The organism is Frigoribacterium sp. AC759 (assembly GCF_979256015.1).
The window spans coordinates 26,718-49,921 of sequence record NZ_CEEDMT010000015.1; the positions used below are offsets into that span (position 1 = coordinate 26,718).

A 23,204-nucleotide genomic window follows, 5' to 3' on the forward strand; every position below is an offset into this window, starting at 1 on the left:
TTCAGCGTCAGGTTGCAGTAGGGGCACCAAGCTCCGCGGTAGAAGACCAGCACGGCGGGGCCCTCTCCGACGGTCTCGGCGAGCGAGACCTCGTCGCCGGCGGGCGTGACGAGGGTCGCCTCGACGATCGTGTCGCCCGCCGCGACCGCGTCGTCGGGGGTGCCCGCGGCACGGAGGGCGCTCTGCTCGTCGGCGAACACCTTCGAGAACTCGGGCCCGATCTGCGCCGTGAACCCCTCGTCGAACTCGGTCACCTGGTCGGCGATGCGGGGGGTGGTGGGGGATTCGGCGTTCGACATGGTCGTCCTCTCGGCGGTGAGCGGCACGTCGGGTACGTGCAGTTCGGCTGCGGCCGATCGTAGGCAGGCGAGCTGGGCGGGCGGCCCGGGTGCGTCACGCGGCGTCACACGCCGCGTCGTACGCGGCGGCGGTCGCGGCGGTGGCGGCGGTGGCGCGGCGGCGGCGCACGTGCTGGCGACCGCGCATCGACGTCGCGCGCACAGACGTCACTCGCACCCGCGCATCAGCTCTGGCAGTGCGGGCACCAGTACGTGTCACGCAGCTCGAGCTCGCTCTCGCCGAGGGTCCCCCGGAGGATCTTCGTGCCGCAGCGCAGGCACGGCTTGCCGGCCCGCCCGTAGACCCAGTCGGTCACGCCTCGGAGGTTGCCGGTCGTCGTGCGGTCGACGCGGTCTCTGTTGGCGAGGATCAGGCGGTGCGCGAGGTCGATCAGCTTGGGCCGGTTCTCGACCTCGCCGACGGGACGCGTGGGCAGCACACCCCGCAGGAAGCACAGCTCGTTGCGATAGACGTTGCCGACGCCGGCGAGCACCCGCTGATCGAGCAGAGCCAGACCCACCTCGCGCCCGGGGTCGGCCTCGAGGTTCGCGAGCGCCGTCGCGGCGTTCCAGTCGGGGCCGAGCAGGTCGGGGCCCAGGTACGCGACGACGCTGTCTTCGGGGTCGCGGGCGACCAGCTCGACCAGGCCGAGATCGAACCCGACGGCGACCCACTCGGCCGTCTCGAGCACGACCCGCGCCTGGTAGGCGGGGCGCCGCCATTTCGTGCCGTGGCGGTACACGTGCCACGACCCCTCCATCTTGAGGTGCGTGTGCAGCGTCAGGTCGCCGATGTGGTGCAGCAGGTGCTTGCCCCGCGGGATGACGTCGTCGACGACCTCGCCGGTCAGATCGACGGTCGCGAACGCCGGCACCCGGAAGTCGCTCGCCGTCAGCGTCTGCCCGTGCAGCACCGCGTCGAGGTTGGTCGCGGCGCGGTAGACGGTGTCTCCTTCAGGCATCGGTCACGACCTCAATCGGATGCCGCTGGGGGTGGGCGCGAAGCCGGCGTCCCGCAGGGCGTCGCCGAGGGCGGTGCCGAGCACGAACTCGCCGTCGACCCGCTCGATGGCGAGCTTCTTCAGACGCGTCCGCACCGTCGAGGCCAGCGACGCGGCCGCCAGGGCCAGCTCGCGCTCGTCGGGCTCGCCGAAGGTCAGCACGGTCTTGCCTCCCCGCTCGACGTAGACGGTCAGCCGTCCGTCGACCAGCACGACCAGCGAGCCGGCCTTGCGCCCGGGGCGGTGACCCGATCTCTTCTTCGTCGCCGTGCCTCCTGCATCGACGGCCGTGCGATCGCCGGCCCCACGGACGACGGACGAGGAGGCGCGGGTCGCGTCGACCGCGGAGCCCGCCTCGCCCCGCGCCCCGGCCCCCGTCGCCGTGGTCGCCGCCGCAGCGGAGGCCGCCTCGGTCGCGCTCGCCGCCGCGCGGGCCGCCTCGTCGGCGGGGGCGCCGTCGAGTGTCTGCCCCGGCCAGGGTAGTGCGGCGCCGTACGGGTTCGCGGGGTCGGTCGCCGCGAGCGTGACCACGGGCACGTCGAGCTGGCGACCGGCGGCGACGAGGGTGTCGTCGTCTCGGCGGTCGCCCTCGTCGCGGATGAACGAGCGGAGGCGGTCGACGGTCGGGCCGGTGGCGAACTGCGCCGCCCCGAGCCCCTCGATGAAGTAGCCGCGGCGGGCGCGACCGGTCTCTTCGAAGCCGCTGAGCACCTTGTACGCCGTCGAGAAGCCGCCCCGCACGCCCTCGTTCACGACGGCGCCGCGCGTGACGACGCCGTGGCGCTCGAGCAGGATCTCGGCCGTCGCCGCGGCCCGGATGGTGCCGTCGGGCTCGGCCAGCGGCAGCAGCGACCAGCGACCGCCCACCGTCGGCGGACCGGCCTGGCGGGGCATCGCGATGCGACCGCGGCTGCGGTACGACGACCGCGAGCGGGTGGGTGCACGGGGCCGGGGGGCCTTGCCGCCGCCGACCTGGGTGCGGAGCGGTGCGAAGGTGTCGTTGGTGATCTGCCCGGCCCAGACCAGCTGCCAGATGGCGGTGACGAGCGCGTCGTCGTCGGTGCTGCCGACCGCGTCCGAGAGCTGACGGAAGAAGTAGGCGCCGCCGCCCGCGAGCGCCGCCAGCACCTCGCGCTGGAGGTCGTCGGTCTCGGCACCCGACGGCTCGGGCAGGGTGACCTGCGCACCGTCGGCGAGGTGCAGGCTGACCCAACCGTCGTTGCCGGGCAGGGTGCCGGTGCCCGACCAGATGATGTCGCCGGTGGCGGTGAGCTCGTCGAGCATCGCCGGGCTGTAGTCGGTGATGCGGGCGGGGAGGATGAGGGACTCCCACGCGGAGGCGGGCAGCGAGACCCCGCTCAGCTGGTCGACGACCTGCAGCACCCCGTCGAGCCCGCGCAGCCCCGAGCCCTTCAGCCCGGTGGCGACGTGCTGCCACGCGGGCAGGAACCTGCCGAGCGTCTCGGGCGCCACCGGCTCGACCTCGTGTCGCAGCGCGGCGAGCGACTTGCCGCGGAGGCGCCGCAGCACCTCGGCATCGCACCACTCGCTGCCCTGCTGGCGCGGTCGGAACTCGCCCTCGACGACACGGCGCTGCGTCGCGAGCTTGCGGAGGGCGTCGAGCACGACGGCGCCGCCGAGGCCGAGCCGCTCTGCGACCATGGCCGAGGTGAAGGGCCCGTGGGTGCGCGCGTACCGGCCGACGAGATCGCCGAGGGGGTCGTCGACGGGCTCGACGAACGCGGTCGGCACCCCGATCGGCAGGGCGACCCCGAGGGCGTCCCGGAGGCGCGAGGCGTCTTCGATGCCCGCCCAGCGCACGACGCCGGAGTGGGTGAAGCGCAGCACGCGATTCGACCAGGCGAGATCGGTCAGGGCCGTCTCGAGGGAGCGGTGCGCGTCGTCGCGGGCCGCGACGTCGCCGGTGACGAGCGTGGCCGCGAGCCAGCTGCGGTCGATGATCTCGTCGGTGGTGAGCGGGCCGAGCAGACGCAGCAGGTCGACGACGCCCTCGATGTCGCGGGCGCGCCGGTCGGGGGCGAGTCGCTGCAGCTCGAGCTCGTGCTGATCGATGACGTCGGCGTCGAGCAGCTCGCGCAGCTCGGCGCGCCCGAGCAGCTCTTGCAGCAGCGTCGAGTCGAGCGACAGGGCCGCGGCACGGCGCTCGGCGAGGGGCGAGTCGCCCTCGTACATGAACGCGGCGACGTAGCCGAAGAGCAGCGACCGCGCGAAGGGCGAGGGCACCTCGGTCTCGGTCTCGACGATGCGGACGGTGCGGCTGGCGAGGTCGCGCGTGAGGCTCATCAGTGCGGGGAGGTCGTAGACGTCTTGCAGCACCTCGCGCACCGCCTCGAGCACGATCGGGAACGACGGGTACTTGCGGGCGACGTCGAGCAGCTGCGACGAGCGCTGACGCTGCTGCCAGAGCGGTGAGCGCTTGCCGGGGTTGTACCGCGGCAGCAGCAGGGCGCGGGCGGCGCACTCGCGGAACCTCGACGAGAACAGCGCCGACCCGCCGACCTCCTCGGTGACGATGTCGTCGAGATCGTCGAGCTCGAACGAGAAGAGCTCGGCCCCCGGAGGCTCGGCGTCGGTGTCGGGGATCCGCACGACGATGCCGTCGTCGGCGGCCATCGCCCCGCCGTCGACCCCGAGCTGGTCGCGGATGCGCGCCGACACGGCGAGGGCCCACGGGGCGTGCACCTGCATGCCGTAGGGCGAGTGGAGGATGAGGCGCCAGTCGCCGAGCTCGTCGCGGAACCGCTCGACGACGAGCGTCGTGTCGGTCGGCACGTACGAGGTGGCGGCCTTCTGCTCGGTGAGGAACGCGATGAGGTTGCGGGCGGCGCGCTCGTCGAGTCCGCCGGCGGCGACCCGCGTCGTCGCGTCGGCCTCGCTCGAGTTGGAGAGCTCGCGGATGTAGCCGCCGATCGCCTTGCCGAGCTCGGCCGGGCGGCCGATGCCGTCGCCCTTCCAGAACGGGACGCGACCGGGCTGGCCGTAGGCGGGCGACACGAGCACGCGGTCGTGGGTGATGTCTTCGATGCGCCAGCTCGTGGCACCGAGGGCGAAGACGTCGCCGACCCGCGACTCGTAGACCATCTCCTCGTCCAGCTCGCCGACGCGCGCGGCCTTCTCGCCCACCATGAAGACGCCGAAGAGACCCCGGTCGGGGATGGTGCCGCCGCTCGTCACGGCGAGACGCTGGGCGCCCGGTCGGCCGGTGAGGGTGCCGTGCACGCGATCCCACACGATGCGGGGGCGCAGCTCGGCGAACTCGTCGGAGGGGTACTTGCCGCTGAGCAGGTCGAGCGTCGCGTCGTAGGCCGAGCGGGGCAGAGTCGCGAAGGGGGCGCTGCGTCGGACCGTCTCGAACCACTCGTCGGCGTCGAGCTCGTCGAGCGCGACGGCGGCGACCGTCTGCTGCGCGAGGACGTCGAGGGGGTTGGTCGGCACGCGCAGCTCTTCGATCAGGCCGGCGACCATGCGCTCTGCGGCGACGGCGGAGTGGATCAGGTCGGCGCGGTGCTTGGGGAACAGCACGCCCCGCGACGTCTCGCCGACCTGGTGCCCGGCGCGCCCGACGCGCTGCAGACCGCTCGCGACCGACGGCGGTGACTCGACCTGGATGACGAGGTCGACGGCGCCCATGTCGATGCCGAGCTCGAGCGAGCTGGTCGCGACCACGCATCGCAGCCGACCGCTCTTCAGGTCGTCTTCGATGAGCGCCCGCTGGTCTTTCGACACCGACCCGTGGTGGGCGCGTGCGAGCAGCGGATCGGAGCCCGAGGTCTGCCCCGAGCCGCCCATCAGCTGCGCGGGCGCCCCGCCGCCGACGGCGGGGTTGCGAGTCGGAGGGGAGGGTGCGAACGGGTCGACGACCGCGTCGGCACGCGCTTCGGACGCGTCGCCGACCGCAGAGCCGCCGTCGGCGCCGAGCACAGGGCCGTCATCGGTGCCGAGCGCCACGCCGCCGCCGCCGGCCGAGACCAGCTGGCCCCGTGCCTCTTCGGTGGCCCGCACCGCGGTCTCGAGGTCGCCGCCCTGGCGTTCGATCCAGATGTCGTTGAGTCGTGCGGTCAGGCGCTCGGCCAGCCGCCTCGAGTTCGAGAAGACGATGGTCGACCGGTGCTCGGCGATCAGATCGACGATGCCCTCCTCGACGTGCGGCCAGATCGACCCCTGAGGCGCCGCGCCCGCCGCCGAACCCTCGAGCGGTGCGGCCGTGCCGAGCTCGGTCATGTCGTCGACCGGCACGACGACCCGCAGGTCGAACTTCTTGTCGGCGCGGGGGTTGACGATGGTGACCGGCGCCGGGCCGGCCAGGAACCTCGCGACCTCTTCGGGCGGACGCACCGTCGCGCTGAGGCCGATGCGCTGGGCCGGTTTGTCGAGCAGGGCGTCGAGTCGCTCGAGCGAGAGGGCGAGGTGGGCGCCCCGCTTGGTCGACGCGACCGCGTGGACCTCGTCGATGATGACGGTCTGCACGCCCTTGAGCGTCTCGCGCGCCTGCGAGGTGAGCATCAGGTAGAGCGACTCGGGTGTCGTGATGAGGATGTCGGTCGGGGTGCGGGCCAGCCGCCCGCGATCGCTCGAGCTGGTGTCGCCCGAGCGGACGCCGACCGTGATGTCGGGTGCCTCGGTGCCGAGTCGCCGGGCCGTCTGCGTGATGCCGACCAGAGGCGACCGGAGGTTGCGCTCGACGTCGACGCCGAGGGCCTTGAGAGGGGAGATGTAGAGGACGCGGGTGCGGTGCAGCTTCTCTTCGGGCGGGGGCGTCGACGCCAGCGAGTCGATCGACCAGAGGAACGACGCCAGGGTCTTGCCCGACCCCGTGGGCGCGATGACGAGTGCGTGGTCGCCCTGGCTGATGGCCGCCCAGGCGCCCTCTTGCGCGCGGGTCGGCGCGGCGAACGCCCCGCGGAACCACTCGCGGGTGGCGGGGGAGAAGCGGTCGAGCACGTCGTTCATCGGTGCCATCTTGCTCCGGACCACTGACATTCCGTCTCACGCGCCTCCTCGGGGTCTCGACGAGTCACGACACGTCGCGCGCCCCGACTCCCTCGCGGCGGGTCGTGACTCCCCGACCGACCGTCGCGGGGCGCGGCCGGCGGCCCGGCTACGGTGGTCGCATGCCCCCCGCGCTCCGCATCGACCCGTCCGCCGGCCCCGGCCGTCGAGCGACGAGTCGCGGATGACCCGCCGAGGAGGCGCGGCTCTCCGCCGCGGGCAGCTGGCCGTCAGCAAGGCGCTCGCCTTCGCCTCGGCGCTCGCCCTCCTCGTCGGTCTGGTGCGGATCCTGCAGGCGCACGTCGTGGCGGGGGCGGCCTTCGTCGTCATCGCCGTCGCGCTGATCGCGGTCGCGTTCGCACTCGCCCGGGCGGCGACCCGGCGTCGCTGAGCCGACCCGCTCCTCCTCGGCCCGGTGTCGGCGGCACCGCCTACGCTGGCCGCATGCACAGTCGCACACTCGGCCGCACCGGCCGCGAAGTATCCGTCATCGGCCTCGGCACCTGGCAGCTCGGAGCCGACTGGGGTGACGTCACCGAGAGCGACGCGCTCGAGGTGCTGGGCGCCTCCGTCGAGGCGGGGGTCACCTTCTTCGACACCGCCGACGTCTACGGCGACGGGCGCAGCGAGCAGATCATCGGCCGGTTCCGCGCCGCGAACCCCGAGGTCGACGTCACCGTCGCGACCAAGATGGGCCGCCGTCTCGACCAGCTGCCGGCCAACTACGTCCGCCAGAACTTCATCGAATGGACCGACCGCTCGCGCCGCAACCTCGGCGTCGACACCCTCGACCTCGTGCAGCTGCACTGCCCGCCCACGCCCGTCTTCGAGAGCGACGCCGTGTACGACGCGCTCGACGAGCTGGTCGCGAACGGCGCGATCGCCGCCTACGGCGTCAGCGTCGAGGAGACGGCCCAGGCCCTCACCGCCATCGCCCGCCCGAATCTCGCGACCGTGCAGATCATCCTCAACGCGTTCCGGCTGAAGCCGCTCGACGAGGTGCTGCCCCGAGCCGAGGAGGCGGGGGTCGGCATCATCGCCCGCGTCCCGCTGGCCAGCGGTCTGCTCTCGGGCAAGTACACGACCGAGACGACCTTCGCCGAGAACGACCACCGCAGCTACAACCGCAACGGCGAGGCGTTCGACCAGGGCGAGACCTTCAGCGGCGTCGACTTCGAGCAGGGCGTCGCCGCGGCTCGCGAGTTCGCCGAGTCGGTGCCCGAGGGCGTCACCGTGCCCCAGGCGGCCCTCGCCTGGATCGTCGACCAGCCCGGCGTCAGCACCGTCATCCCCGGCGCCCGCAACGTCGAGCAGGCGCGCGCCAATGCCGCGGCCGGCGAGGTCACGCTCGACGAGGGGCTCGACTCCGAGGTCGTCCGCATCTACGAGAAGTACTTCCGCGAGGCCGTGCACCCGCGCTGGTAGCGCGCCCGGCTGTGCGCCGCTGAGCGCCGCCCGGCCGTGCCGGGCAGTCCCCGTCACACCTCGTATCCGGCGTGACACCCCGAGACGGCTGTGCGCCGCTGAGCGCCGCCCGGCCGTGCCGGGCAGGCCACGTCACACCTCGTATCCGGCGTGACACCCCGAGAACGCGGGGTGTGGGGCCGGTTCCGGGGTGTGGCGCGTGCGGGGCTAGCCGTGGGGGCGGTACACCCGCAAGGCCCGGGGCAGCAGGCGCACCTCGTAGCGGTACCCGTCGCGCTCGGCGGTCTCGGGCAGCGAGGTGTCGCCTTCGCCGTCGTGCGCGATCGCCGGGCGGAGCGCCCCCGCGACGGTCACCGCGAACCGCGAGGTGACCTCGGTCGAGAACGCCTCCTTCTCGGGCAGAAGACCGAGGAGGCGCAGGGTCGCCGTGCTCCTCGGGCCGAACGCGAGCGACGACAGCGCCCCGATACGGCCGAGTCTCGAGCCGGACGACAGGGTGCGGACCTCGAGCGAGCCGTCGTCGAGGGCCCGGCGCCGCATGGGCGAGACGACGTCGTCGTCGTTGCGCCCGACCCCGACGAAGACCGACCACGCCGTGCGCGCGGCCCCCTGGCGCACGGGGCCGCCATCGACCGTCGCATCGGCGCCCGGCGCACCGGCGCCCGGCGCACCGGCGCCCGTCGCACCGGCGCCCGCATCGGCGCCCGCCGCACCGGCGCTGGCCGCACCAGCGCCACCGCGGCTCACCGCATCGCCGTCCCGCTCGAAGGTCACCGTGCGCCCCCGTCGCAGGATCTGCACCCCGGACACGAGCCCGGCCACGCGCTTGCCCAGCCGCCCTTCGAGTCGGTCACGCTCGGCGAGGTAGTCGGCGTAGACGCCGAGGGCCGTGGCGTTGATCGCGAGGTGGTGCGGCTCGCCGTCGACGTCGACCGCGGCGACGTCGACCCGCGCACCGGTGCCGGCGGCGAGGGCGGCGACGGCGGTCTCGACCGAGTCCGTGCCGACCGCGCGGGAGAAGTGATCGAAGGTGCCGCCGGGCACGACGAGCAGCGGCAGATCGTGCTCGAGCGCGACGCGGGCGGCGGTCTCGACCGTCCCGTCGCCGCCGACGACCGCGAGCACCCGCGGAGGATTCCGCCGCCGCAGTTCGGCGGCGACCATCTCGCCGAGGTCGGTGTCGCCGAGCGACCGGAACCGCGCCTCCGGAAGCCGCTTGCGCAGCAGGGTCACGGGGTCTCGCCGACGAGCAGCCCCCGACGCCCCGTTCGAGACGACGAGCACGCCTTCGCCGCGCGACGACGCGGGCAGTTCGATCGGTTCGCCGGCCAGAGCGGCCGGACCGACGGGGTGCGCCGGAACGGGCAGCACGAGCCGTCCCGCGACCGCGACCCCGGCGCCGAGCAGCGCGCCGCCGACCACGTCGGACAGCCAGTGGGCGCCGACCTTCAGCCGCGAGTACGACACGGCGGCGGCCAGCGGAGCGAGCACGAGACCGGTGCGGGGCGACTCGAGCGCCACCCCGGTGACGAACGCGATCGCGCTGGCGGTGTGGCCGGAGGGGAAGGAGGCGCTCCGAGGCTGGCGACGCAGCTGACGGCCGATGGGCACGTCGTCGAGCAGAGGCCGCGGACCCCCGACGAGGTTCTTGCCGACCGCGTTGGCGATCAGGCTGGCCATCCCGAGCGAGAGCGCGCCGCGCGAACCGGCCCGGCGGTTGCCGACGAGCAGCAGCACGGCGGCGGTCGTCAGCCAGAGCGTGCCGTGGTCGGCCGAGTGCGAGAGGCGCTTCCAGGCCCGATCCGATCGGGGGTGCCGCTCGCGTCCGTTGATCAGGTTCGCGGCCGCGCGGTCGACACGGCGCACGCCCATCGGCAGGGTGATGACGGGGAGGATCCGTCGTCGGGCGGCAGGGACGTCGTGGTCGGGGAGCACCCGTCCACCGTACCCGGGGTCGCCTGGCGCTCGGTCGCGCGTCGGGCTGTGCCGATCGAGTGGTCGGAAGATGCTCTTCCGGGCGCCGGCAAGAGCATCTTCCGACCACTCGACGACGGGCGCCGCATGAAGGAGGACCAGCCGCGCCGGGTCAGGCGTGCCGCGCGCCCTCGCCGGCGATCACGGTCCGGTACCCCTCGCGGAACGTCGGGTACGCGAACGCGAACCCCGTCGCCCGCAGCCGCGCGTTCGAGAGCCGCTTGTCGCCGCCCGCCTGCCGCCCCGTGGGAGGCGCGCTCGGGGGAGCCTCGACCCCCAGCTCGTCCGCGAGGAACAGCAGCACGTCGTCGAGCCGGACGGGCTCGTCGTCGACGCCGAGGTAGACGGACTCGGGCTGCGAGACGGTCGTCGTCAGGTGCACGATCGCGGCGGCGGCGTCGTCGCGGTGGATGCGGTTCGTGTGCGGCGACCCCCCAGGCCGGTCGGACAGCGTGGCCGCACCGCTGCGCACCTGCTCGATCAGTCGCTCGCGACCGGGCCCGTAGACCCCGCCGAGCCGCAGCAGCACCGCCTCGGGAGCCCGTTCGCGCAGCAGCCGCTCGGCCTCGAGCAGCACGTCGGCGGTCGGCGTCCCGCCGCGCGCCGGGGTCTCCTCCGTCACGAGTCCGCCGTCGGCGACGTCGTAGACCGCGGTCGACGAGACGACGAGGAGGCGCGGGTCGGCCGCCGACGCCGCGATCCCGTCGAGCACGTGGCGCAGCCCGTCGACGTAGGTGGCGCGGTACTCGCCCGGCGTGCGCGAGCCGGCCGCCAGAGCGACGACGACGACCTCGGTGTCGTCGTCGACCACGGGGGTCTCGCGACGGAGGTCGACCGAGCGACCCTCGATGCGGGCGGGCAGCAGGTCGGCGCGGCGGCGGAGTCCGACCACGCGATGGCCGTCGGCGGCGAACCGCAGACCCGCCTCGGTGCCCAGGTCGCCGCAGCCCGCGATCAGAACGCTCATGCTCCGAGGCTATCCCTCGCGCGCCTCCTCGATCCGTGCCGGGGGCGCGGCGGCGTGCGCGTCAGAGGAGGTCGAGGGTCGCCTGGTCGCGCTCGCCGCCGAAGTACTTCGTCAGGGCGCGCCCGAACCGCGACTCGGCGGGCTCCGCCTGCGCGAAGAGAGTCAGCGACGAGCGCGCCTTCAGCGCATCGACACCGCCGAACACCGCCTCGGCGTCGGAGGTCGGCAGGGCGAGCAGCACGTCCACGCTCTCGCACAGCCGCGGCCCGAGCAGGGGGTGCGCCAGGTACGCGCGGGCCTCGCCGATCGACCCGATCGCGTAGTGCTGCGCCGTCGCACTGCGACCCAGCCCCGCGATCTGCGGGAACACGAACCACATCCAGTGGCTCGCCTTGCGACCGCCGCGCAGCTCGGAGAGGGCGCGGTCGTAGGTGCCGTGCGCCTCCTGGGCGGTGACGAAGCGGGCGAGGTCGAACGGGTCGGTGGCGACGTCGGCGTCGCCTTCGCGGCTGTGCGGGTCGGGGTCGTGGGTGTCGCTCATCGCTCTGTTCTACGCGTCACCGGACCCGCTAGTCTGGTCGGCTGCCCATGGGGCGGCGCGCATCGACCGCACGCACCTGCGGCCGGAAGGCCCGACATGACCCCGACCGACCCGACCCCAGCCGCCGACCCGACCGACCCGACGCCCGCCGCCGACCCGACCGACCCGACGCCCACCGACCGAGCACCGATCGTCATCGAGCGCATCACCATCCCCGAGACGATCGACTCGCCCGATGCCGCCGACTTCGTCGAGACGGTCGCCGTCGAGAACGCGATCCGCGCCGACGCGATCGGCTCCGACGACCTGGCCTGGCTGCCCGACGAGCAGCTGCCGAACTGGCTCGACGCCTACAAGGACATGCGGTGGTACGTCGTCCGCGACGCCGGGCGCATCGTCGCGACCGGGTCGTACGAGAGCCGACTCGACGGCGACGGCGCGAGCACCGCCTACGTCGACGTGATGGTGCTCCCCTCGCACCGGCGCCGGGGGATCGGCTCGGCGCTGCTCGCCCACGTCGAGGAGGTCGCGCGCCGCGAGGGCCGGACCCAGGCGATCGCCTACGTGCGGTCGACCGGCGAGGCCGAGCCGCGCCTCCTGCCCCCCACCGGTGCCGGGTCGGTCGGCGCAGGCGATGCGGCCGTGCAGCTGCTGCAGGGCGCCGGCTGGGTGCTCGGGCAGGTGGTGCGCTGCAGCCGCCTGGTGTTGCCGGTGGACGAGGAGGCGCTGGCCGGCATCCGAGACCGCGCCCGCGCCGCCGCCGGAGACGACTACCGACTGCACACCTGGGTCGGACGCTCACCCGAGCGGTGGCTCGACGACCTCGCCGCGCTCGAGACGCGGATGAGCACCGACGCCCCCTCGGGCGGGGTCGACGAGCCGGAGGACGTCTGGACTCCCGAGCGGTTCCGCGACGCCGAGGAGAAGGCGCTCGCCGGGCCGCGGACGCGCTTCACCGCCGTCGTCGAGCACGTGCCGACCGGGCGGCTGGCGGGATTCAGCCAGCTCGAGGCGCCGGCCGAGCGGTCGCGACCGGCGTTCCAGCAGGACACCCTCGTGCTGCGCGAGCACCGCGGCCACCGACTCGGCTGGCTGCTGAAGATCGCGACGACCGACCTGCTCACCGCCGAACGGCCCGGCCACCCGGGCGTCTTCACCTTCAACGCCGAGGAGAACCGCCCCATGCTCGACGTCAACGAGGCCGTCGGCTTCGTCCCCTTCGAGTACGAGGGGGTGTGGAGCAGGAGGCTCAGGCCGTGAAGTCGGCGCTGATCGTCGCGGTGACCTCGATGTCGGCGGGGTGCAGATCGTAGACCACCGAACCGCCGTCGTCGAGCATCGAGGCGGCCATCAGCGAACGGGACGAGCCGAAGCCGAGGTGACCCGCGCCTCCTGCACCTCCTTCGCCCGGTCGAAGCCCCGGCTCGTAGACGGCCTGCAGCACGGGGCTGCCGAGGCCCAGCGCGTCGGCGTAGTCGGAGGCGCGCGCCACGGCGTCGGCGACCGCGGCGAGACGGGCGTCCTGTTCGACCTCGGCGCGACGCGCGTGACCGAGCGACCACTCGATGCCGTCGATCGACACGCCCTCGACGTGCGCGAGCTCGCCGACCCAGTCGGCCAGCGCGGCGAAGTCCTGGAACCGCACCTCGATCGTCGACCGCGTGCGGTACCGGACCGAGGAGGCGCGGCTCCCGTCGGGCGAGGCAGGCTCGGTCACGAGACCGACCGACACCGAGCGCGCCGTCCACCAGGTGGCCGCGCCCTGCCGGCGCAGCACCGTCGCCTGCTCGGTGACCCGGTTGTGCACCGCGATGCCCTCGTCGACGACGGCCGCGCGGTCGTCGCCCTCGAGCTCGACCGCCAGCCGGAGCAGGCCCCGCTCGGCGTGATGACGGTGCGTGACGGTGCCCGAGACGACGATGTCGGCCATGTCTCCGCCGCCCCCTAGACGACCAGGTCGGTGCTGTCGGGCGCGTGCGTGCCCTCGGCGGTGACCGGGTTCGTCACCCTCGAGATGAACGCGTTCAGGTCGTCGAGCTCGTCTTGCGAGACGCCGTGGGCGAGCTCGGCGTAGACCTCGACGTCGGCGTCGGCGTGCTCGCCGAGCCACTCGACGGTGCGGGTCACGGCGTCGATCGGAATGACCTGGTCGGCGTCGCCGCGACCGTAGAAGACGGCGGGGCGCACCCGCGCGAGGGCGGCGTCGGCGTCGGCCGAGGCGGGGTCGGCGACCACGAAGCCGGCCAGCACGGCCGCGAATGTGAAGCGCTCGGGCGCGCGACGCAGCAGCTGCAGCGAGAGCGATCCGCCCTGTGAGAAGCCGAGCAGGCTGACGCTCGTGTACGACCCGGTCAGCGAGTCGAGCCAGTCGAGGACGGCTGTCGCCGCCTCGTCGACCGGCGCGGGGTCGGGCGAGCCCGGCAGAGCGAGCGGGTACCACGAGAAGCCGTCGCCGTGGGGGAGGGGCGCTCGCAGCGAGGCGATCGCGAAGGCCTGCGGCAGATAGGGAGCGAGACCGATCAGATCGCCCTCGTGCGAACCGACCCCGTGCAGCAGCACCAGCAGCGGCCGGCCGTCGCGCTCGGACTCGTCGACGGACCACGTGACCACGGAGGGATCGATCTGCACCATGGCCAGAGCCTATCCAGCGCCACCGTCGTCGTGTTCGCCCGTAGCGTTTTCGTCACCCGACCGTCACACGGGGTTGGTAGACATGCCCCATGAGCTCCGTGCAGACCCCTGACCCCAATCCCGGCTGGCTCTCGGAGGAGGAGCTCTTCCAGATACGTCAGCGGCTGCCGATCCTGTACGTCGAGGCGGTCCCGGTGCGGGTCGACGGCATGGGCGTCGTCACCGAGGTGGGCGTGCTGCTGCGCGCCTCGTCGGAGGGCTCGATGTCGCGCATGCTCGTCTCGGGCCGCGTGATGTACGGCGAGAGCCTGCGCACGGCGCTCTTCCGCCACCTCGAGAAGGACCTCGGGCCGATGGCGTTCCCGCAGCTGCCGCTGTCGCCCGTGCCGTTCCAGGTGGCCGAGTACTTCCCGCTGCCGGGGTCGTCGGTCTACACCGACGCACGTCAGCACGCCGTGTCGCTCGCCTACGTCGTGCCGGTCACGGGCACCTGCGACCCGCGCCAGGACGCCCTCGAACTCACGTGGTTGACGCCGCACCAGGCGGCGAGCGATGATGTGGCCGCCGAGATGGAGGGCGGGCGCGGTGCTCTGCTGCGCAGCGCCCTCGCCTCCGTCGGCGCCCTGCAGTAACCCGCCGCGCCCGCGCCGTCGCGCCGCCGCGCCGGCGCTCGTTCGCTGCGACACCTCGAAAGCCGCGCTACACCCGCATTCATCGGGGTGTAGCGCGGCTTTCGGGGTGCTGGGCCCGTCATCCACAGCCGAGGAGGCGCGGGTGGCGCCGTGCGGATCACATGCGTCATGCTCGACCCGTGCTCGAAACGCTGATCCGCCGTGACTCCGTCATCCGATCGGGCGGCGACAGCTCCACGATCGAGCGCGACGCCCGGCGAGGGCTTCTGCGGCGGGTCGCACCCGGCGCCTACGTGCCCACTCCGGTCTGGCAGGCGCTCACGGCCGCCGAGCGCCATGTCATCCGGGTGCACGCCGTCGTGCCGCGGTTCGGCGACGAGGTCGTCGTCTCGCACGAGTCGGCGCTGGCGCTCCGCGGCTTCCCGCTGCTGGGGGACTGGCCCGAGCGCGTGCACGTCATCGACCCCCGGCGTCATCGCGACAAGGTCGGCCCCTGGGCGCATCAGCACGCCGGGCCGGTCGTCGGCGCCGAGGTCGATGTCGTCGACGGTCTGCGCGTCGCGGTGCCTCGTCAGGCCGCCGTCGACGCCGTGAGGCGACACGATCTCGCGGGCGGCGCCGTGATCCTCGACCACGGTCTGCGCACCGGCGCCTTCTCGCGAGCGGAGCTCGAGGCGGTGGCGGCCCGGCGGCCCGGCGTTCCGGGCAGTCGACGCGCCGCGGCCGCGATCGCCTTCGCCGACGCTCGCGCCGACTCGCCGGGCGAGTCCCTGAGTCGCGCTGTCATCCACCTCGCGGGCCTCTCGAAGCCCGAGTTGCAGGCCCGGTTCCCGCGGGGAGGATCGCTCGTGGGGATCGTCGACTTCTGGTGGCCCGAATGCGGAGTCATCGGCGAGTTCGACGGCGAGGTGAAGTACCGCGATGCGGGTCCGAGGCGCGGACGCACGCCCGAGCAGGTCGTCATCGACGAGAAGCGCCGAGAGGACGCCCTGCGCTCGTTGCCCGGCGTGAGGGCCGTCGTGAGGTGGAGCTGGGCCGACGCCCTCCGGAAGGACCCGCTCGTCGCTGCGCTCCGCCGCGCCGGCGTGCGCTGACGCGCTGCGCGCGCTGCGCTGCGCGCGCTGCGCTGCGCGCGCTGCGCTGCGCGCCGCTGCAACGCGCAACACCCCGTTCTCGGCGCTACACCCCGATGAATGCGGGTGTTGCGCTGAGAACGGGGTGTCAGGCGGGTCGCGCCGTCAGGCGCGGGTCAGCGACCGCCGCGCTGGCCGCCGCCGGTGCGGGCCTTGCCGCCGACGAGACCGCCGACCTTCAGCGTGCCGGGGCGTCCGCCCTCCGAGGAGGCGCGGCGTCCGCCGGAGCGCTGCCCGCCTTCGCGGGGGCCGCCCTGCGACGCCGCGAAGTCGGCCTGGTCGTTGCGGACGGCGTTGGTGCGGCTCTGGCCGCCGTCGCTCTGGGCGCGGCGTCCGGTCTGGCGGGTGCCACGGGTCTCGTCGCGGCCGGCGTCACGGCCGCCGTCGCGCACCGGGGTCACGGCGCCACGGCCGGACTCGGTCGAGTAGAAGGTCGAGGCGCCACCGCGGGGGGCGGCGTCGCGGCGGCCGCCGCCGTCGCGGCCGGCACCCTGACGTCCGCCGTCACGCGAGCCACCCGAGCGGGCTGCGCCGTCGCGACCGCGACCGGTCTCGGAGCCGCGACCCGCGCCTCCTTGGCGTCCGTCGCGCGAGCCGCCGGCCGATGCCGCCGCGGGGCGACCCGAGCGGTCCTGGCGGGCGATGGGGTTGCCCTGCGAGTCCTGACGGGCGGCGCGCTTGCGCTGCGCGTTGGCGCCCTGCGAGCGACCGCCGCCACCCTGCTGCTGCTGCACGGCGGCGCGGGGGGCCGGCTTGACGTACGCGGCGACCTCGCCGACCAGCGCGGCGACCTCGGGCGAGGACGGCACGACGGCGGTGATGGTCGGACGGATGTCGGCCTTCTTCATCAGCTGGGCGACGTCGCGCTTCTGGCTGGGGATGACGAGGGTGACGACGTCGCCCTCGGCGCCGGCGCGGGCGGTGCGGCCCGAGCGGTGCAGGTACGCCTTGTGCTCGGTGGGCGGGTCGACGTGGATGACGAGCTCGATGTCGTCGACGTGCACACCGCGGGCGGCGACGTCGGTGGCGACGAGCACGCGGGCGCTGCCGTCTTGGAAGGCGGCGAGGTTGCGGTCGCGCTGCGGCTGCGACAGGTTGCCGTGCAGGTCGACGGCGGGGATGCCGGCGTCGGTCAGCTTCTTGGCGAGCTTCTTGGCGTGGTGCTTGGTGCGCATGAAGAGGATGCGACGGCCCTTGCCGCCGGCCAGCGTCTGCACGAGGGCGTTCTTGCTGTCGAGGTCGGGGGTCTCGAACACGTGGTGGGTCATCTTGGCGACGGGCGAGTTGGCCTCGTCGACGGAGTGCAGCACCTCGTTGTGGAGGAACTGCTTGACCAGCTTGTCCACGCCGTTGTCGAGGGTCGCGCTGAAGAGCAGGCGCTGACCGTCGGTCGGGGTGGCCTTCAGGATGCGCGTGACACCGGGCAGGAACCCCAGGTCGGCCATGTGGTCGGCCTCGTCGAGCACGGTGATCTCGATGGCGTCGAGCTTGACGAAGCCCTGCTTCATGAGGTCTTCGAGGCGGCCGGGGCAGGCGATGATGATGTCGACGCCGGCCTTGAGGGCCTGCACCTGACGGTTCTGCGAGACGCCGCCGAAGATGGTGGTGGTGCGCATGCCGTAGGCCGCGGCGAGCGGGGCCAGGACGGCGTCGATCTGCGTGGCGAGCTCGCGGGTGGGGGCGAGCACCAGGCCGAGGGGGCGGCCGGCGCGACGCTGACCGCCGGCCAGCTTGCCGCCGAGGCGCGCGGCCATCGGGATGGAGAACGCGAGGGTCTTGCCCGAGCCTGTCTTGCCGCGGCCGAGCACGTCGCGCCCGGCGAGGGTGTCGGGCAGGGTGTCGACCTGGATCGGGAAGGCGGTGGTCTTGCCCTCTGCCGTGAGCGACTTGACGATCGGGGCGGGGACGCCGAGCGAGCTGAAGGTGACGGTGTCGGCCGTCTCGTCGACGGTCGAGCCGTCGGGGGTGGTGTTCTCGGTGTCGAGGGTGTTCGTTGACATGTGGTGCACCTTTCGGGGCATCGGTGTCGAGCCGGGCCAGGCTGCGTGACCACCGTGTCGGGCGACGACGTCGTGCTGACGTGTTCGCGCGGGGGCGGGGCAGTGCCGGGAGAACGGCTGTCGTAGCCGGGCTCGAGATGTGGCGACGGTGCAGGTGTGCACGATCGTTTCGCCGCAGAGTGAGCTTCGCGCGCCTGCTGGTCTGCCTGGGTGTGTGCCAGGACGGGAGAGGCGGGGAGGGGCGTGCTACGACGCAGGGAGCCGGTCAGGCCGACTCGCAAGTGATCCCAGCCTAGCGGAGGTGCACGGAAAGCGCGACGGGGGTGCCAAGGAGGCGCGGGTCCTCTACGAACGGCAGCGCGCCCCGAAGGTGGCTTCGGCGAGCATCGATACTGCGAGCAGGCAGACGGGCATCAGGGCGAACATGATCCATTGGGTGTGACCGAAGCGATGCGGTGCCGCAGACCTTCGAGGCGACCCGGTTCCGGACCGGAGTTGAGCCCAGACGGGGGCGATGGTGAGAAGTGCTGTCGATGTCACGGCCAGGGTGATCGTCGTCTGCAGGATCATGGTCGCCATCTGCTGGGAGCCCCAGAGTCCTAGTATCCAGATGGCCGAGACGAGAAACCAGGCAGGCAGTGCGGTGAATACGAATCCCAGCATTGCACCGGCGCGGACGCCTCTTGTGACGGAGGATGCCTTCTGGCTCTGATCACGTCGGGATGCGGAACGTCCGCTCCCTATCAGAATGAAACCTGTCAGGGCCGCCGCCAGACCGATCCTGATCAATTGCACGGGCCGGACGCCTCCACATACTGTCTCAAGAGCCCAGATCGACAGTACGAGGCTCTGCACCCCGACCAGTGCGAATGTGGTGAGTGCAGAGCAGAGGGTGAGCAGCCTGGTGATCAGAATCGGACTCATGAGCTGCCTAGAAATAGATCGACGAGCCTTGTCGAAGCGGCATCGAGAAGCTCGGGTGGGGTCATCAGTACTCCCCGCGCCAAGTCCAACTCGTCACGGATAAGACGGTGACGGCGACGAGTGCCCCGGCGAGTATTCCGAGAATCAATCTCCGGTTTTCACGTGAGACGCACGGACGCGCCTCGATATCGAGGGCGATCAAGCTAATACTCGCGGGAGCTATGGCCAGTAAGAGGTAGGCGATGGTCAGGAATGCGGTCACCCAGTCGCGAGTCGAATTCGGCCCGGCCACGATGTAGACAGCATGGAATGCGATGTAGCACACCGCGAGTAGAGCGACGATCACATGGAGAAGGCGCATGAAGAAGCGCGGCTGTCTGGCAGTCGATCTGCGCGACTGGAGCGAGTCCACGCATGCGTGAAGACAGAGAATAGTGACGACGAGGAGAATGCTGCACGTCAGGAGGGTGGGCCCAGGGACGGCGCTGCGAAAGAGACCAGCGAGTGTTAGCGGGTATAAAGCGCCCAGTGTGAGAGTGCTCCAGAACCTCCAATGGCGTCTCGCTGTGGTCACATCCCGGCATTGATGATCGCGAGCCACCGGTTGTCTCGCGTCTGCCGACAGTGGGTCTCTCCGCAGGTGTACGTCATCTGCAGTGAACATGGTAGGCAGTATGTCTAACGACTGGTAGTAATACAAGTGGGGGCTAGCGAGCCCCACCAGGGATGACGTTCTTCACTCCTGAGCGTCAGCCAGGCGACTTCGGAAGCATCAAGCCTCCGTTCGAACGACGCCTCAGCGCACCGTCCCGTAGCGCTCGCCGACGGGGATCTCCACGGCTACCGTGTTGCCCGGCTGGGCGAGGGGGCAGGCCCAGGCGGGGTCGTAGGCGCAGCTCGGGTTGTAGGCGAAGTTGAAGTCGAGCACGATCGTGCCGGGCTCGGTGCCCGCGCCGAGGTCGGCGCCCTTGACCGAGTCGATCAGGTACCGACCGCCTCCGTACGTCCCTCCCGGCTTGCCGGCCAGCGCATCCTTCACCGGCACGAACAAGCCGCCACCGTACTGCACGAGCTTCCACACGTCGAGCCGCCCGACGCCTGGCACATCCGCCACGCCCACCAGGTCGAACTGCACATCGCCGTCGGTGCCCGTCTCGACGACCATGCGTCGAGTCTCTACGGACTCGACCGCCACCTCGAACCGCCAGGCCGGGTCGTACGGAGTGGTCGGCAGTCCCGTGAAACCGGGCCGGTCCTCCGGTAGGAGCGGCGTCGACGGGTGGGTGGTGAAGAGCTCGTCGCGGGTGCGCCGCCAGAGGTCGTGCGCCTCGACCAGATCGGCCGACTCGCGCACGTCGCGGTACAGGCGGTGGATGGTCCGACGCCACGACGCGATGTCGAGCGCCGACCGAGCCGCGCTGGGGACCGAGGCCCCGGGCACGTCACTCCCTGCCGCGGCCACAGGGGTCGCGGAGTCGGATGCAGCAGAAGACGAGGAGGCGCGGGTGGGGTCGGTCACGTCACCCACCGTACGCAGCGCCTCCGACACTGCTCGCGCCTCCTTCTCAGGTCCGCGATGCGGCAGCGCCCGACCGTCGAGCGCCTTCTAGGCGTGCTTCGGGTGCGTCGGCGCCCCGCGCCAGGTCGGCGCGAGCGCCTTCATGCGGAGTGCGCGCCACTGCCAGGTCGCCCAGAGCCCGGGCCAGAGCAGCAGGCCGAGGGCGCCGGCGTGGAATTCCATGCGGTCGCGCAGCAGCGTCCCGTCCGGGCCGTCGGGCGAGACCGCCATCCGGTGGTTGATGCGCATCCGGGCGAACTGGCCGCTCGTGCCCGTGCCGGTGTCGCGCTGGATCCACGCCCCGTCGCGCTCGTGCCAGTCGAGGTCGACGTGCGTGCTGCCGAGGGGCAGGATGCCGAGGATGCTCGCCGAGACCGGGTGCGCCTCCTCGGTCCAGCGCTCGGGGAAGCCCTCGGGCGCGTCCGAGCGGTACTTCACCAGGGGCGTCGTCACCGCGACCATCACGCGGGGGTCGCGGAGGGCGTCGGTCGCGACGTCGACGGGGCAGGCGAGGCGGATCTTGAGCTGCACGTGCATGCGTCGATCCAACTCCTGCGGGCTGTGGAGGGGGCCGCCTGTGGAGGGGGCCGCCTGTGGAGGGGTCGAGGAGGCGCGGGTCGCGGCGGTCCGTCATCGCGCGTCATGCTCGGCCACCGCCCCGCTCGCCCGACCTACTGTGGAGGGATGAACGCGCACGGCCAGCAGAAGTACCAGGTCAGGCTCGACCACGGCATCGCCGGAGCCGGCCGCATCGCACCCGGCGCCCACCTCGTCGTGGTCGTCGACGCCCTCGACGGGCACGGGCTGCTCTCGACCGACGAGACGGTCGCCGCCGTGCTCGATGCCGTCGCCGAGGGGTCCGAAGGGGCTGACCGGAACGAGAGCGCCGACGACACCGAGCGCGGCGACGGGCCCGTGCAGGCCGAGACCGTCGAGGTGCTGCTCGTGACGACCCCGGCCGACGCCGACGGCGTCGCCCGCCGCGTGCTCGAGCGGCAGGCCGACCGGGGCGACCGCGCCGTCGTCGCGATCGTCGCCGCCGGCGCCGTCGAGCCCGACGGCTTCCGCCCCGCGGTCGAGGACCAGCTCGCCGCCGGAGCCGTCGTCGACGCGCTCGCCGCGGTCGGCATCGACTCGTCGTCACCCGAGGCGGCCGTCGCCTGCGCCGCCGCGGTGTCGCTCCGGCGGGCGACGTCGCACCTGCTCACGGCGTCGGCCTCGGCGGGAGAGCTCGTCGCGACCGGCCGGGCCGACCTCGTGTCGGCGACCCGCGCCTCCTGAGCTGCGCCGCGCCTCCGGGGCCGCGCCGCGTGGGCTGCGCTGCGCCGCCTGAATCGCGCTGCGCCTCCTGAATCGACCCGCGCCTTCTGAGCGGACCCGCGCCTCCTGCACTCCGCCTCCTGCCCCGGTGCCGACTGTCGGGGGCGCGGCGTAGCCTGTGCCGCATCGCGACCACCCGTCGCCCGAATCGCTGGAGGAACCATGAAGGCAGTGCTCACCGACGGAACCGTCGTCGCCGAGGCCCCGAAAGACGAGCTCGTCTCGATCGAGGGCAACTGGTACTTCCCGCCGTCGAGCGTCGACGAGAGCCTGCTCGAGAGGAGCCCCACCCAGTACCACTGCCCGTGGAAGGGCGACACCCAGTACTTCAGCGTCCGATCGGGCGACACCCTGCTGAAGGACCGCGCCTGGAGCTACCCCACCCCCATCCCGTCGTCGTTCGACCGCGTCGGCTCGGACTACTCGGGCTACGTCGCCTTCTACAACGACGTGCAGATCGTCGACTGACCCGAGGAGGCGCGGGTCGGGCCCGTCAGGCCGCCCTCGTCGCCACGTCGCCGGGTCGCCACGACGCCTCGGCGCCTCGACGCCAGAAGATGGACACGACGCCAGGTTCATACGTGGCGTCGTGTCCACTTTCTGGCGTTTTAGGGGGAGCGGCGCGGGGGTGCAGGCGGCGCGGCGGGTGCAGCGCGAGGCGGCCGAGCGGGCGGGCGCTGCGGCGGGGGTCAGTGGGCGGCGGTGCGCTGGCGGTGCGCTCGCACCTTGGCGCGGTTGCCGCAGCGCTGCATCGAGCACCAGCGGCGGCTCCCGGCACGCGACTCGTCGTAGAAGACCAGCCCGCACGCCTCGTTCGAGCAGCGCCGCATCCGCGAGTCCGGCCCGCCGCCGAACCCGACCGTCGTGAACAGCGCGACCGCATCGCGGGCGACCGACGCCATGGCCTGCCCCAGCCGGAGCCGCCCCGCACCGGCCTGACGCCGACCACCCTCGAGCGACGGCGGCACATCGGGCAGCGCGGCGAAGAGGTTGAGCGTGTCGACGTCCTGCGGATCGGTCGAGGTGCCGTCCGCTGCGGCCACGGCGAGCCGGGCGATCGCGTCGCGCAGACCCCGGGCGTCGGCGAGCTCGCGATCGCCCGCGGCACCGGCGACCCCCTCGAAGCGCTCGCCGATCCAGTCGTCGAGGTCGGGCGGCAGCAGCAGGCCGTCCCACGGGGTCGACCCGTCGGCGGGCAGCGCGAGCCCGGACTCGAGGCCGAAGCGCGAGCCGGCGCGGAACCCTCCGAGGTAGGCGAAGTCGAGCCCGAGCGAGCCCGAGTCGAAGAACCAGCGGGTGTCGGTGTCTGATCTGAGCCACTGTCCGGTCTGCACCGAACCACTCTAACCGGTTACGCGCCTCCTCGGCTCCCGCTCTGCCCTGCCGCGCTGCTCAGGGCTCGCGCTTCGTCCAGGTGATGAGGTGGTCGGGGTCGTACCTGCGCGAGCAGCGCCCGCACGACAGCGGGCGCTTCGGCTCGCGGTACCGGAAGTGCTCGTGCCCCTCCGAGCAGAGGCCCACCCACGGAGCGAGATCCGACGCGATCGCCCCGTCGTGCAGACGGCTGCCGATGTAGCCGAGGTCGGTCGCGACGGACTTCCAGCGCGGTCCGTGCCCTGCCTTCGACCCAGCGAGGGCGTGCGCCACCTCGTGCAGCAGCACCTGGTGGATCTCGTCGTCGTCGTACCGACCGGCCAGGTGCTTCGACACCGTGATGCGCTTCTGCGTGTAGTTGCACAGCCCGGCGCGG

At 72.8% G+C, this 23,204-nt stretch carries 22 protein-coding genes; 7 read left to right on the forward strand and 15 right to left on the reverse strand.

Annotated elements, in window-relative coordinates; all coding sequences use genetic code 11:
- From ACZ6JE_RS11090 to ACZ6JE_RS11100, 3 genes are all read right to left on the reverse strand, one after another.
- Nucleotides 1–299: redoxin domain-containing protein (locus tag ACZ6JE_RS11090; RefSeq protein ID WP_464318958.1), on the reverse strand; the 299-nt coding region annotated here is incomplete at its 3' end.
- Nucleotides 300–523: 224 nt separating this feature from the next.
- Nucleotides 524–1,300 (reverse strand): DNA-formamidopyrimidine glycosylase family protein, encoded by a 777-nt coding sequence (locus ACZ6JE_RS11095; RefSeq protein WP_243215345.1) that lies wholly within the window; start codon nucleotides 1,298–1,300, stop codon nucleotides 524–526.
- Nucleotides 1,301–1,303: 3 nt separating this feature from the next.
- Nucleotides 1,304–6,310 carry an Lhr family ATP-dependent helicase gene (locus ACZ6JE_RS11100; protein WP_464318959.1) on the reverse strand — a complete coding sequence of 1,669 codons (5,007 nt, stop codon included), beginning with the start codon at nucleotides 6,308–6,310 and terminating at the stop codon, nucleotides 1,304–1,306.
- 223 nt (nucleotides 6,311–6,533) lie between these two features.
- Between ACZ6JE_RS11100 and ACZ6JE_RS11105 the strand changes: the two genes are divergently transcribed.
- A complete protein-coding gene (locus ACZ6JE_RS11105; RefSeq protein WP_192060968.1) occupies nucleotides 6,534–6,740 on the forward strand; it encodes a hypothetical protein in 207 nt (68 codons plus the stop codon).
- A 53-nt stretch (nucleotides 6,741–6,793) separates the two neighbouring features.
- Nucleotides 6,794–7,774 carry an aldo/keto reductase gene (locus tag ACZ6JE_RS11110; RefSeq protein WP_243216398.1) on the forward strand — a complete coding sequence of 327 codons (981 nt, stop codon included), beginning with the start codon at nucleotides 6,794–6,796 and terminating at the stop codon, nucleotides 7,772–7,774.
- A 207-nt stretch (nucleotides 7,775–7,981) separates the two neighbouring features.
- On the opposite strand, the gene ACZ6JE_RS11115 is transcribed toward ACZ6JE_RS11110, so the two are convergent.
- From ACZ6JE_RS11115 to ACZ6JE_RS11125, 3 genes are all read right to left on the reverse strand, one after another.
- A complete protein-coding gene (locus ACZ6JE_RS11115) occupies nucleotides 7,982–9,709 on the reverse strand; it encodes a phosphatase PAP2 family protein (protein WP_464318960.1) in 1,728 nt (575 codons plus the stop codon).
- Between the two features lie 151 nt (nucleotides 9,710–9,860).
- Entirely contained in the window at nucleotides 9,861–10,715 is an 855-nt protein-coding gene (locus ACZ6JE_RS11120; protein WP_464318961.1) for an NAD-dependent epimerase/dehydratase family protein, read from the reverse strand.
- Between the two features lie 61 nt (nucleotides 10,716–10,776).
- A complete protein-coding gene (locus tag ACZ6JE_RS11125; protein WP_464318962.1) occupies nucleotides 10,777–11,256 on the reverse strand; it encodes a DUF1810 domain-containing protein in 480 nt (159 codons plus the stop codon).
- Nucleotides 11,257–11,352: 96 nt separating this feature from the next.
- On the opposite strand from ACZ6JE_RS11125, the gene ACZ6JE_RS11130 reads away from it, so the two are divergent.
- Nucleotides 11,353–12,516, forward strand: a complete 1,164-nt coding sequence (locus ACZ6JE_RS11130) for an N-acetyltransferase family protein (protein ID WP_464318963.1) — start codon at nucleotides 11,353–11,355, stop codon at nucleotides 12,514–12,516.
- Here the strand turns inward: ACZ6JE_RS11130 and ACZ6JE_RS11135 are convergent.
- Both ACZ6JE_RS11135 and ACZ6JE_RS11140 read right to left on the reverse strand, forming a co-directional pair.
- Nucleotides 12,506–13,186 (reverse strand): SIMPL domain-containing protein, encoded by a 681-nt coding sequence (locus tag ACZ6JE_RS11135; RefSeq protein WP_464318964.1) that lies wholly within the window; start codon nucleotides 13,184–13,186, stop codon nucleotides 12,506–12,508. The two genes, ACZ6JE_RS11130 and ACZ6JE_RS11135, sit on opposite strands and share 11 nt — an antisense overlap.
- Nucleotides 13,187–13,200: 14 nt before the next feature.
- A complete protein-coding gene (locus ACZ6JE_RS11140; RefSeq protein ID WP_192060975.1) occupies nucleotides 13,201–13,887 on the reverse strand; it encodes an alpha/beta hydrolase in 687 nt (228 codons plus the stop codon).
- A gap of 89 nt (nucleotides 13,888–13,976) precedes the next feature.
- Between ACZ6JE_RS11140 and ACZ6JE_RS11145 the strand changes: the two genes are divergently transcribed.
- Together ACZ6JE_RS11145 and ACZ6JE_RS11150 are read left to right on the forward strand one after the other, a co-directional pair.
- Entirely contained in the window at nucleotides 13,977–14,519 is a 543-nt protein-coding gene (locus ACZ6JE_RS11145) for an NUDIX hydrolase family protein (RefSeq protein WP_192060976.1), read from the forward strand.
- 179 nt (nucleotides 14,520–14,698) lie between these two features.
- A complete protein-coding gene (locus ACZ6JE_RS11150; protein WP_464318965.1) occupies nucleotides 14,699–15,613 on the forward strand; it encodes a hypothetical protein in 915 nt (304 codons plus the stop codon).
- A gap of 155 nt (nucleotides 15,614–15,768) precedes the next feature.
- Here the strand turns inward: ACZ6JE_RS11150 and ACZ6JE_RS11155 are convergent, their stop codons facing one another.
- From ACZ6JE_RS11155 to ACZ6JE_RS11175, 5 genes are all read right to left on the reverse strand, one after another.
- On the reverse strand, nucleotides 15,769–17,652 hold the full coding sequence (locus ACZ6JE_RS11155) for a DEAD/DEAH box helicase (protein ID WP_464318966.1): 1,884 nt from the start codon (nucleotides 17,650–17,652) through the stop codon (nucleotides 15,769–15,771).
- A gap of 345 nt (nucleotides 17,653–17,997) precedes the next feature.
- Nucleotides 17,998–18,576, reverse strand: coding sequence for a hypothetical protein (locus tag ACZ6JE_RS11160; protein ID WP_464318967.1), 579 nt, complete (start codon nucleotides 18,574–18,576; stop codon nucleotides 17,998–18,000).
- 64 nt (nucleotides 18,577–18,640) lie between these two features.
- Entirely contained in the window at nucleotides 18,641–18,988 is a 348-nt protein-coding gene (locus tag ACZ6JE_RS11165) for a hypothetical protein (protein ID WP_464318968.1), read from the reverse strand.
- A gap of 384 nt (nucleotides 18,989–19,372) precedes the next feature.
- Nucleotides 19,373–20,017, reverse strand: coding sequence for a DUF1684 domain-containing protein (locus tag ACZ6JE_RS11170; RefSeq protein WP_463464663.1), 645 nt, complete (start codon nucleotides 20,015–20,017; stop codon nucleotides 19,373–19,375).
- A gap of 165 nt (nucleotides 20,018–20,182) precedes the next feature.
- The gene (locus tag ACZ6JE_RS11175) at nucleotides 20,183–20,671 is read right to left on the reverse strand and encodes a hypothetical protein (RefSeq protein ID WP_464318969.1); all 489 of its coding nucleotides are present in this window, start codon (nucleotides 20,669–20,671) and stop codon (nucleotides 20,183–20,185) included.
- 147 nt (nucleotides 20,672–20,818) lie between these two features.
- On the opposite strand from ACZ6JE_RS11175, the gene ACZ6JE_RS11180 reads away from it, so the two are divergent.
- Nucleotides 20,819–21,415 (forward strand): 2-phosphosulfolactate phosphatase, encoded by a 597-nt coding sequence (locus ACZ6JE_RS11180; RefSeq protein ID WP_464318970.1) that lies wholly within the window; start codon nucleotides 20,819–20,821, stop codon nucleotides 21,413–21,415.
- 201 nt (nucleotides 21,416–21,616) lie between these two features.
- Nucleotides 21,617–21,922, forward strand: coding sequence for a DUF427 domain-containing protein (locus ACZ6JE_RS11185; protein ID WP_320477403.1), 306 nt, complete (start codon nucleotides 21,617–21,619; stop codon nucleotides 21,920–21,922).
- A 221-nt stretch (nucleotides 21,923–22,143) separates the two neighbouring features.
- Here ACZ6JE_RS11185 and ACZ6JE_RS11190 read toward each other — a convergent pair whose 3' ends face one another.
- Together ACZ6JE_RS11190 and ACZ6JE_RS11195 are read right to left on the reverse strand one after the other, a co-directional pair.
- Nucleotides 22,144–22,788, reverse strand: a complete 645-nt coding sequence (locus tag ACZ6JE_RS11190) for a CGNR zinc finger domain-containing protein (RefSeq protein WP_464318971.1) — start codon at nucleotides 22,786–22,788, stop codon at nucleotides 22,144–22,146.
- 58 nt (nucleotides 22,789–22,846) lie between these two features.
- On the reverse strand, nucleotides 22,847–23,204 hold a 358-nt coding region (locus ACZ6JE_RS11195; protein WP_464318972.1), incomplete at its 5' end, for a SprT-like domain-containing protein.

Bases quoted from the DNA above. Each gene is read 5' to 3' on its own strand.
- ACZ6JE_RS11095 (WP_243215345.1), bottom strand. From the start codon at position 1,300: ATGCCTGAAGGAGACACCGTCTACCGCGCCGCGACCAACCTCGACGCG.
- ACZ6JE_RS11100 (WP_464318959.1), bottom strand. From the start codon at position 6,310: ATGAACGACGTGCTCGACCGCTTCTCCCCCGCCACCCGCGAGTGGTTC.
- ACZ6JE_RS11105 (WP_192060968.1), top strand. From the start codon at position 6,534: ATGACCCGCCGAGGAGGCGCGGCTCTCCGCCGCGGGCAGCTGGCCGTC.
- ACZ6JE_RS11110 (WP_243216398.1), top strand. From the start codon at position 6,794: ATGCACAGTCGCACACTCGGCCGCACCGGCCGCGAAGTATCCGTCATC.
- ACZ6JE_RS11120 (WP_464318961.1), bottom strand. From the start codon at position 10,715: ATGAGCGTTCTGATCGCGGGCTGCGGCGACCTGGGCACCGAGGCGGGT.
- ACZ6JE_RS11125 (WP_464318962.1), bottom strand. From the start codon at position 11,256: ATGAGCGACACCCACGACCCCGACCCGCACAGCCGCGAAGGCGACGCC.
- ACZ6JE_RS11130 (WP_464318963.1), top strand. From the start codon at position 11,353: ATGACCCCGACCGACCCGACCCCAGCCGCCGACCCGACCGACCCGACG.
- ACZ6JE_RS11135 (WP_464318964.1), bottom strand. From the start codon at position 13,186: ATGGCCGACATCGTCGTCTCGGGCACCGTCACGCACCGTCATCACGCC.
- ACZ6JE_RS11140 (WP_192060975.1), bottom strand. From the start codon at position 13,887: ATGGTGCAGATCGATCCCTCCGTGGTCACGTGGTCCGTCGACGAGTCC.
- ACZ6JE_RS11145 (WP_192060976.1), top strand. From the start codon at position 13,977: ATGAGCTCCGTGCAGACCCCTGACCCCAATCCCGGCTGGCTCTCGGAG.
- ACZ6JE_RS11155 (WP_464318966.1), bottom strand. From the start codon at position 17,652: ATGTCAACGAACACCCTCGACACCGAGAACACCACCCCCGACGGCTCG.
- ACZ6JE_RS11160 (WP_464318967.1), bottom strand. From the start codon at position 18,576: ATGAGTCCGATTCTGATCACCAGGCTGCTCACCCTCTGCTCTGCACTC.
- ACZ6JE_RS11175 (WP_464318969.1), bottom strand. From the start codon at position 20,671: ATGCACGTGCAGCTCAAGATCCGCCTCGCCTGCCCCGTCGACGTCGCG.
- ACZ6JE_RS11180 (WP_464318970.1), top strand. From the start codon at position 20,819: ATGAACGCGCACGGCCAGCAGAAGTACCAGGTCAGGCTCGACCACGGC.
- ACZ6JE_RS11185 (WP_320477403.1), top strand. From the start codon at position 21,617: ATGAAGGCAGTGCTCACCGACGGAACCGTCGTCGCCGAGGCCCCGAAA.